This window comes from Streptomyces sp. NPDC005492 (assembly GCF_040605995.1).
Lineage (GTDB): Bacteria > Actinomycetota > Actinomycetes > Streptomycetales > Streptomycetaceae > Streptomyces.
In genome coordinates this window covers 71,048-79,697 of record NZ_JBEXDX010000039.1, presented here as the reverse complement: position 1 = coordinate 79,697, position 8,650 = coordinate 71,048, and the positions used below count along the sequence as shown (strand labels likewise).

Annotated in this window: 4 protein-coding genes (1 of these 4 only partly in view); 1 reads left to right on the top strand and 3 read right to left on the bottom strand. The window is 71.5% G+C overall.

Translation table 11 applies throughout. The features are described 5' to 3' along the window. Nucleotides 1–468: 468 nt before the first annotated feature. Nucleotides 469–639 (bottom strand): helix-turn-helix domain-containing protein, encoded by a 171-nt coding sequence (locus tag ABZT04_RS35690; protein WP_318022126.1) that lies wholly within the window; start codon nt 637–639, stop codon nt 469–471. A 481-nt stretch (nt 640–1,120) separates the two neighbouring features. Between ABZT04_RS35690 and ABZT04_RS35685 the strand changes: the two genes are divergently transcribed. Beyond that, on the top strand, nt 1,121–2,395 hold the full coding sequence (locus tag ABZT04_RS35685) for a tyrosine-type recombinase/integrase (RefSeq protein WP_356061827.1): 1,275 nt from the start codon (nt 1,121–1,123) through the stop codon (nt 2,393–2,395). A 153-nt stretch (nt 2,396–2,548) separates the two neighbouring features. On the opposite strand, the gene ABZT04_RS35680 is transcribed toward ABZT04_RS35685, so the two are convergent. Further along, on the bottom strand, nt 2,549–3,682 hold the full coding sequence (locus ABZT04_RS35680; RefSeq protein WP_356061824.1) for an RICIN domain-containing protein: 1,134 nt from the start codon (nt 3,680–3,682) through the stop codon (nt 2,549–2,551). A gap of 39 nt (nt 3,683–3,721) precedes the next feature. Then, nucleotides 3,722–8,650, bottom strand: partial view of a hypothetical protein gene (locus ABZT04_RS35675; RefSeq protein WP_356061821.1) — the end only. It continues 22,872 nt past the right edge of the window; the window shows 4,929 of its 27,801 coding nt (coding positions 22,873–27,801); the start codon falls outside the window, past its right edge; the stop codon is at nt 3,722–3,724.

The following is an 8,650-nucleotide window of genomic DNA, read 5'->3' as shown; positions in this document are numbered from 1 at the left end:
GGAGGGCACCATGACCGCACAGACAGAGACGCCGGACAGGTCGGACCAGTCGTCGGAGGGGGTCAGTCGGCGTCACGCGCTCCCGCCGGCGCGTTTGCGCCCCGCAGAACCGGATCTATCCGGGGCAATCAGAGAGGTACAACCTGATCACACCCCGCCGCGCGATGTTCCGACGGGAAGCTCCATCCCATCAAAGGCCCAGGACAGCGGCGTCCTGCCGCAGGTGAAGGGCCGGATCAAGCAGGCTCGCAGACCCCCGTGCCATGGCTACTTTCATGGCTACGTACGTAGCCGTGAACCCCGGTATGGACCCGTACGGAACGGGTTCTAGCCGAGGGCCTGAATCCACAAAAAAGAGCCCCTGACCAGCGAAAACGCTGGTCAGGGGCCCCACGTGGCAGACGAGTCGGGCTGTACGCCGGGTTCTGTCGCCCTGTCGGCACAAATGCACCAGGCGTACCCGGCTAATCAGACCGCGCGATCCACCGCCTGAGCTTCCAGCCATGCCTCCACCTCCGGCCAGCGGTAGCGCAAATAGCGGCCGACCTTGTGGGCTCGCGGACCCTGGTGTCGGTGATTCCATATGTAGACCGTGTTCAGCGGTACGCCCAGGAAGTCGGCCAGCTCCTCAGCGCTCATCAACGGACAACGACCCCTCGCGCCACTGGCGGCTTCTTCCGCACGGGCAGTGGTTCGACGCATGGGCACTCCAGGACGGCTCGGAACGGGCAGGAAAGAACCACGTGAGCGGTAGTCCGCCGTGGTGGTGCACGGAACATTGACATGAAATTTCAGCCGGACCAAATAGAGGAACTTGCGGCGAAACTCCTACGACCATTCCGAATTCTCGGAAGACACCAGCGAATCCTCGGCGAGGGTTCGACGAGCCCTCGCCGAGACCTCAGCGAGGATTCGTCTAGGTGAGATCCTCGCTACCACCCTGCACCCTTTGTCGCGAAGACCTAAAGAATGCGTTTGACATTTTCGGCTTGTCTGGATCAACATCCCATTCACTCAGGGCGCGATGAACGGGCACTCGATCTCGCCGTCGATGACGACCCTGATACGAGAGAACTCACAAAAAAGCTTAAAGGCCCGAAGAGAACTAGGAGTTGAGTCCATGCCGTACGACCGCTGGCACAAGTCACGCCCGAAAGCCGGGGAGTCGACCTGCAGGGAACACGGTAAGGTTCCGACGAGGGATCACGGGGCCGGGAAGCGGTGGCAGGCCCGCTGGCGCAACCGGGAAGATGTCCAGCAGACGGAGTTGTTCCGCACCGAGGCCGAAGCCCGCAGGCACGAGACCAAAATGCGGTCCGGAGTGGACGACGGGTCATATATCAACCCTCGCGCCGGAGAGGTCAGGGTCGGTGAACTCGCCCTTACGTGGCTCAAGGGGCACGAACACAAGAATCCGCGCACATACCGACGCCACAAGGAGCGGATTCTCCTACACATCGCTCCTACCGCAGTTGGGAAGATGCGCGTAAAGGACGTGAACGCGTCGTCTTTGCTGGACTGGTTGCACGACCGTCGTCGGCTGCTCGAAAGTTCCACACTGCGCCTGGTCTTCGACAATCTTCGGGCTGTCTTTGACCTGGCCGTGGACGACAGCCTGATACCCAAAAATCCATGCCTCGCCAAATCGGTGCAGGACGCCAAGCCGAAGCGAGGAGGTGGCGGCCGGGCAGAGCTGACCCTGACTTGGGACGACACCGAGAAGATCCGTGCCGAACTTCCAGACCGCTACAAGGCACTCGTCGACTGCGGTCGCGGCTTGGGCCTTCGCCAAGGAGAAGTATTCGGCCTGTCACCAGATGACATCGACTGGGCACACCCGGACGGGCCGATGGTGCACGTGCAACGGCAAGTCGTCCACGACGGCTCGTTCCTGGTATACGCCCTCCCCAAGGGCGGAGGCGACGAGGACCCGAAGGACCGATGGGTCGAACTGACCGACGACGTGGCCATCCCCCTGCGCGAGCACATGGCGAAGTACCCGCCCGTCGAGGTGACCCGACCGTGGGGAAGCAAAGGCGGCGACCCGGTCACAGTGCAGCTGATCTTCTACACCCGCGAGAAGACCGCCATTCAGTCGAATTGGTTCAACTCCTACCGCTGGAAGCCTGCTCTGGCGGCGGCCGGCCTCATCAAACCCCTCGACCTCAACGCGAAGGGACGACGCTGGGAAAAGTCCCGCGACATGATGATGCACGCCCTCCGACACCTGTACGCGTCGATGATGATCAACGGCGGGGTGGACGTGTACACACTCGCGGACCGGCTCGGACACGCCGATCCTGCGTTTACTCTGCGTAAGTACGTGCACCGGATCGTGGGAGCCGGTTCCAAGGTCCGCATCGCGGTCCGGAGCGCTTACTCCAGGGCCGCGTGACTCCCGCACTGTTCAGCTTGTGCAACGACCGTGCAAGATGATCTTCGGATGGGTTCATTTGCGCAGGTCAGAGACGCCGTAGAGGAGTTTCGGGACATCTGATGCCCGTAGCGGTGCCGCCGTGCTGTGAAAGGTGCGGCGGCACCGCTCCCGTCAGCGGGTGCTCCACTTCTGGTTGTCCTGGCCGTTGCAGTCCCAGAGTTGGAGTCGGGTGCCGTTGCCGGTCTTCTGGTCCTTGACGTCCACGCACTTGTTGGCCTGCGGATTGACCAGGTCGTTGCTGGAGTTGAGGCGGAACTGCTGGGCCGGGTTGCCGCTGCACACCGCGAGCTGGATCACCGCGCCGTTCGCCGAGGAGCCCCAGGCGACGTCCATGCACAGGCCCATCGAGCGGACCGTGCCGTCCGAACGGAAGTCCCACTTCTGCCAGTTGTTGCTGTTACAGCTCCAGATCTCCAGCGGTGAACCGTCCGCGCCCTTGTGACCCACCATCTCGATGCACTTGTTGGAGGCGTGGCTGTAGATCGTGGTGCCGGGCGCGCTGATCACCGTCTTGGTGGCCGTGACCTTGGTGGTGGTCTTCGTCTTCGAACTCCCGCCGGAGGACGCCTTCTTGGGAGCCTCGGCGGAACTGCCCGCGACGACTCCGGCACCGGCCGCCGCGACTCCCGCGCCGTTCTTCACCGTGCTCTTCTTGCCGCCGGCCTTGGTGGGCGAGGTCGTCGGCGAGGGGGAGGTCGGGTCCGGGGTGGCCGAACCGTAGGCGCCCGCACCGGAGTCGGTCGTCGCCCCGTTCAGCACGGTGCCCGCGTCGGCCACCTGGTCCGACGGCTTCGAGGCCGAACTCGACCTGCCGAGCATGCCGGACACCAGGAACGGCACCCCGACCAGCAGCGCGCCCGCGATCGCGGCGCCGGCCAGCAGGCCCCGCGAAGGACGGCCGAAGGCGGGGGCAGAGGCGGCTGCCGTCGCGGTGTCCTCGCCGCCGCCGGCTCCGGCCAGGGTGTCGGTATCGGTGTCCGTGTCGGCGTGGTGGTCGGGTTCCGCTTCCGGGGTCGCGCTCGCCTCGGCGTCGGGAGTCGTGGCCGCGACTTCGGCCGCGACCGCGGGCGGCGACGAGGGCGCCGTGAGAGCCGCTTCCGCCTTCGCCGTCGCGGCGGTCTCCCCGCTGGTGGGCGGGGGCACCGCTCCGGCTTCGGGGGCACTGCCCGCAGTGGTGTCCGGGGCCGGGCCGGACTCCGTCTCGCCCGTCGCTGCCTGGTGCTGCGGGCTGTTCTTGCCGGACATGCTGTTCCTTCCAAGGAAAAGTGATCGGGTGACGACGGGTCAGTCGTCGTCCGGGGCGGGCGGGTTGGCCGAGAACCGGTTGCCGTCGAAGTAGAGGGTCAGGGGGGCGCCGTCGCCCGGACCGAAACGCTGGCGGCCGCCCGGACTGAGCACCTGGACCGGTCGGCCTGTGTCCCGTACGACCAGTGCCGCCAGGGTGACCACGTAGGAGGGGGTGTCGGGGCGGGTCAGCACCAGGGCGAGACGGGCGGAGTCGTCCAGTCCGGCCTCCGCGACGGTCACCGTGCCGCTCTGCAGGATCGCCTGCGCGCGCAACTCCTCGGTGAGGGCGCCGATTTGTTCCAGTGCTTCGGTCGACACCGCTGTGTTCGGGGCCGGGAGCCCCGCGTCGTCGGGGGCGCCGTGAGCCGCCACGTCCGCCCGGGCCCAGGCGAGGAGCGCGGCATGGGGGTCGGGGTGCCGGGTCCATGCGGGGCCGGTGTCCTCAGGTTCCTCCTGTGGGTCGTCCGCCGGAGGGATCACTCGCGTGACCACGGGCACGACCGCCGGTCCCGCCTCGCCGCGGGTCGGTGTCGGGCGGGGAGTGCGGCGGGGCCAGGTGGCGGGGGTGGCGGCCAAGGAGCCGGTCGTCAGGGGTGCCGTGCCCTCGCCCGACTCCGCGCGCCGTGTCTCCAGGAAGGTGACCACGTCGCTGAGGTCCTGCTGCGCGTTCCGCTGTCGGGCCGCCTGTGTGGCCTGCTCGGCGAGGGCGTCGGTGATCTCGCGGCCGAGGGCGTCCAGCGCCTGCTGCGCCGCGTCGCGCGCGGCGACCGTCTGGTCGTGGTGTGCGGTGGCGGCGGTGAGCGCGGCCTGGGCGGCGAGGTCCGCCGTGGCCGCTGTCGTGGCCATGTCCCGGGCGCGGACCAGGGCGTCGGCGGCGGTGCGGGCCGCGTCGCGGGCCAGGCCGAGCCGGCGTGTGGTGTCTTCGGCGGCGTGCTGGGCGGTCTCGGAGGCGCGGTCGGCCGCCTCGGCCGCTGTCCGGGCCCGGTCCAGTGCGGTACGGGCCCGGTTCCGGCGCGACTCACGCCGGGTGAGGGACTCCTCCGAGACGGCACCGCTCGTGGTGCCACGGCCCGAACTCCCGCCCTGTGCGGCCTCTTCGGCCTCCCTGAGGACGGCCTCCGCCGTGCGGAGCTCCTCGTGGGACTCCTCGGCGGCCAGGGTCACGGCCCGCGCCCGCTCGGTCTGTTGCTGGAGTTCCCGGGTCAACTCCCTGACGCGGGCGCTCCGTTCCTGGTCCGCGCGTTCAGTGGCCTCCAAGGCCCGGTCGGCGGCGGCGCGTTCGTCGGCCGCGGTGTCGGCGGCGACGCGGGCGTCGGCCAACTCCCGCTCCGCCTGGGTCACCTGCGGCCGGGCGGCATCCACCGCCTGCTCGGCGTCCGGCAGTTGACCCTGGAGCTGGGCCTCCAGCGTGCGCGCCGTGTCCTCCGCCTGCCCGGCCGTCTCCAGTGTGCGGATCTGATCCCGTACGGGCGTCCAGCCGTCGTCGGCCGCGTCCTGCGGATCCCCGGCCGCGTCGAACCGCCGGAAGCGGACGCCCTCGCCGTCCCGCAGGGCGAGTTCGACGGGGCGGCCCAGCAGGGCGGCGGTGCCCGACGCCGCGTACAGGGCGCGGGCCGTCTGGGCGGGGCGGCCGTCGACGGCCAGCCAGAGCTGGATCATGTCGTCGGTCGCGGCCGGGTCGGGTGCGATGCCGTGGGCCAGCAGGGTCGGCAGGTCGCGCAGCGGTACGGTGCGCCAGTCGCGGAGCACCTCGGGGGCCCGGTCGCCCGGTGCCTGGGCGTCGGCGGTCTCGCGGGCCAGGGAGGCGCCGTCGTAGACCCCGGGGTCGGTCTGCGCGGCGGTGACGCCATGGCCGAGGAGGTCGCGTTCCAGGGGCCGTATCCGCACGGTGCCGGAGACGTACCGGACGCCGTCGGGCCCGTGCACGGTGAGCAGCGCGTCGGCGAGGATCTCGTGGCTGCGGGTGCCGCGCGAACCCGCGGGGGCGCTGGTGTTGCCGTGCTTGAGCCACTCGCGGCGGGTGCCGACGACGGCGCCGCCCATCCCCGGGTCCTGCGCGGGGCGGGCCAGCACCGGCAGCGTGAAGCCGACCAGTTGGCGGTTGGAGTCGTGGGCGCTGAAGCCGCCCTGTGCCGAGAGGCTGCCGGTGAGGCCCGCGTGCGAGGCGGAGCCCGCGCTGACCGTGGTGAGCCGCACCCGGTCCACCGTCACATCGCCGGTGTCGGTCACCGGGCGCGGCCGGTACAGCTCGACGGTGAGCCGGGGCGGGGTGTCCGGGCGGCCCTGGAACGGGTAGGCGCCCGGCATCGTGGTGGTCAGGCCGCCCGGGCCGCGTGGATGGTCCAGCGAGATCTCGCTGGCCTGGACGAGTTCGCCGATGCGTACGGCGGTGGCGTCGGCGGAGCCGGAGGCGGTCAGCGACCGCCAGGAGTGGGTGAGGTCGGGGGCCACCTCGGCGAGCGCCGCGGCAAGTTGGGGGCCCGCGTCGAAGCCGAAGACCGGTGCCGGTCCGCCCGGCGTGAACCGGCGCCCGGTCACCGTCGGCCGGCGATCCGCCAGGCCGGCCGCCAACTGCGGCTCGGGCGGGGCGGGTTCGGCGGTCTCGCTGCCGGTGAAGCGCAGCGCGGCGGTGGCGTGGACGGTGGCGGTCCGGGTCGGTCGGCCGAGGAAGAGGTGGCTGATCCGGTCGGCGAGCGAGGTGTCCGCGTCGGTCAGGCTCAGCACGCCGTGCTGGAACACGCTGCCCGGCAGGTCCACCAGCCAGTCGGCGGTCGGGGTGGACCGCACGGTGACGGTAAGCCGGTACGGGACGCCGTCGAAGTCGGCGACATTGTCGGTGCGCAGCCAGTACCGGTCCTCGGCGGCCCGGGTGACCCGGGCCGAGGTGCCGCGCACCGTGTCGGCGCTGAGCAGCACGCCCGCCCGGTCGGTGCGGAGGCCGCCGGTGGGCCTGGGGAACCGGGACTGGAGCTGGACGAACCCCGAGTGCCGGAGGGTGCGGGCGGTCCGGTCGCTCACCGAGGACGGGGTGTGGCCGTGGTACTGCTCGATGCCGGAACCCGCTGCCGCCGGGTGGCCGCGCAGCACTCGTAGCGCGTGGTCGTCGGCGTCGGGCTCGGCGGTCAGCGTGACCTCGACGAGGCGGGCGCCGCCGTAGCCGACGTGCCGGAACCGGAAGCGCTGGACGCGGCCGGGGCCGCGGCCGGCCAGGGTGCGCAGCCCCGCCGTGGCGGTGAGGTCCGCGATCCGGGTGTCCACGCCCGAGAGGTACGACGAGTGCCCGGGGCGGGTCGTGCCGGGGGCCTCGCTCTCGATCAGGGTGAGGAGGCGCTGCCGTAGGACGTCGGGGCGTCGCACGGTGCGCGTGGCGTCGGTGAACTCGTCCATCGCCCGGACGCTGCCGAGGCCCAGCTCGCGGGAGGCGACGAACCGGCGCGGCAGCGACACGGTCCCGGGTGTCGCGGCGGGCACCGTGAGACCGGCCACCGGTGTGAACCAGGCGGCGTGGCGCCGGAGTTGTGCCGGGGTGGCCAGAAACCGTACGGCGTCCGGCAGTTCCACCGCCACCGTCACGGCACGGCCCTCGCCCTGGCCGAACGCGTTGCCGACGGCGTTGCGGCGGCCGCGCCGGAACGTCACCAGCAGGAGCGCGTCGGCCGCGATGCGGTGCTGTGCACCGCTCTCGGTGGCGGTGCGGTTGACCACCGTCGAGGAGGCGAGGGCCCGTGCCTGGTCCTGCCGGGCGGTACGGGTGTAGCGGGCCGAGGGGTTGAGGCTCGGGTGCCGGGGCGCGGTTCCCGTCGGGGCGCCGCTCTGCTCCTGTGCCGCGTCGGTGGCGCGGGTGTGGATCGTGCCGGTGTCGCCGGGGTCGCCGTCGTTGCCCGCGGCCTGGTCGGCGCTCGGTGTCTGTGCCGACGTAGCGTTGCGGACCGCGGTGAAGCCGCCCGCCCACTGGGTGGTGCGGGACGCCCCGCGCTGCTGCCCGGCGCCGTCGGCGGCGCTGAGCCCCGTTTCGAAGTACTGCGAGACGTCGCCCGCCACCCGCGGCCGGCGCAGGGCTCCCCGGATCTCCACGGAGAGCACCTCGTCGGCGGCGAGCCCCGGCAGGGTGAGCCCCTCGATCACATACGCGCCCTTGAACACCTGGTGGCCGCGGGCCAGCAGGGCCGCGGGGCTGCGGGCGGCGGCCAGCATCTCCGCCGCCACCGTGGTCGGGTCGGTGGCGGCGGCGCCGGCCAGCGACTCGCCCATGGCCCGCCCGGCGCGTGCCACCGGCGCCGGGGTGCGCTCCGCGACCGCGTCCCGCACCCCGTCCAGAAGTCCGCGCGCCGGATGCCCCGGATAGGTGTTGCCGAGCACCGCCGTGAACGCCTCGTCGAGCGCGGCCGACGCCCGGAACACCTCCACCATCGAGTCGTCCGGCAGCGGTACCGACTCCGGGAGTGGGGCGCCGTCGGCGTCGGTCAGGTCGAGCAGGGCGCGGTCGGCGTCGTCGGCGGCGCGTACCGTGTGCGCGGCGGGCGCCACCGGGGCGGGCGTGGCGGCGGGCAGCGTACGGTGCGTCGGCACCGACAGCCGCAGCGTCCCCGGCACCCGGTCCGGCGGCGGGGACTGCGGACCGGCCGGCGGGGCGCCGTGCGGGACGTACGGCTCGACCACCGTCTCGTGCGCGAACCGCACGCTCGGCGCGTCCCCCGGCCCCTCGTACAGATCGAGCGCCAGCTCGGCCGGCACCTCGAACACCTCGCTGCGCTGTCCGTCCCCGCTGCCGATGAAGAACTGGTCGTGGCCCACCGACAGTTGGACGTTGTTGTCGTGCTGAACCTGGTGGGAGCGCACATGGTCACCGGTGCCGCCGAGGGTCCACGCACCGCCCCGTACCGGCACCCCGAACGAGCCGCCGACGCCGTACGACGCCCCGTACTG